This window comes from Neisseria sp. P0009.S007 (genome assembly GCF_051962515.1).
On sequence record NZ_JBQCVF010000482.1, the window covers coordinates 1 to 1,079 of the forward strand.

At 53.5% G+C, this 1,079-nt stretch carries 1 protein-coding gene; it reads right to left on the bottom strand.

What is annotated here, in order from left to right; translation table 11 throughout:
- Window positions 1-1,007 (bottom strand): sulfate adenylyltransferase subunit 1 (locus ACTHS3_RS14225; RefSeq protein WP_440368274.1); only part of this gene is annotated, 1,007 nt, incomplete at its 3' end.
- Window positions 1,008-1,079: the final 72 nt, after the last annotated feature.

The window sequence follows — 1,079 nt, forward strand, 5'->3', positions numbered from 1 at the left end:
TCGTCAAACCAGCAAAGCGCGGCTTGAAATTGTTGTTCGGGAACAATGGCGCTGTCGGCTGAAACAATGCTGTTGCCGCGTGAAATATCGATGTCGGTATCCAAAACGACAGTCAACACTTCCCCTGCTTCGGCAGATTCGGTTTTACCGTTTGCATTATAGATTTCGGCAACCTTGGCAACATGGCCGCTGGGCAGGACTTTAACTTCATCGCCCACTTTCAGACGGCCCGCTTCCAATCTGCCTTGATAGCCGCGGAAGTCGTCACTGCTGCTGCCGTCTTGGCGCGCCACGCGTTGTACGGGAAAGTGCGCGGCTTGGTCGGCGGCATTTTGACGGTTGACAGGCAGGCTTTCAAGCAAAGGCAAAAGCGGCAAACCTTGATACCACGGGGTTTGGCTGCTGGCATTGACGATATTGTCGCCTTTCAAGGCGCTGATGGGCAGGAAGTGGATTTGTGCTTGGAGGCCAATTTGTTCCGCCAGTTTGCGGTAGGCTTCGGTAATGGCTTGATATTTGGCTTCGTCAAAGTCGAGCAAGTCGAGTTTGTTGACGGCAACGATGATGTTGGGGCAGCCCAAGAGTTTCAGAATTGCGCTGTGGCGTTTGGTTTGGGGCAGGAGGACAGGTTCATTACCTGAAAAATCGACGCGTGTGGCATCAACCAAAATAATGGCGGCATCGGCAGTCGATGCGCCGGTAACCATATTACGCGTGTATTGCTCATGTCCCGGCGTATCGGCAATGATGAATTTGCGTTTGGGCGTGGCGAAATAACGGTAGGCCACGTCAATGGTAATGCCTTGTTCGCGCTCGGCGGCAAGGCCGTCTGTCAGGCTGGCGAAGTCGGGCGTTTCGCCGTTTTCAGCAGCGCGGTTGAGCTTGTCAAGCTGGTCGGTCAGTAAGGTTTTGCTGTCGTAGAGCAGGCGGCCGATGAGGGTGGATTTGCCGTCATCGACACTGCCGGCGGTAATGAAGCGTAAAAGCGGAGCGGAAGCTGCAGTCATGATTCTTTCCCATTTCTCGTGATTTCTCAAACTGACTGCTACTTTAAACAGGCCGTCTGAAAATGGGAAAGA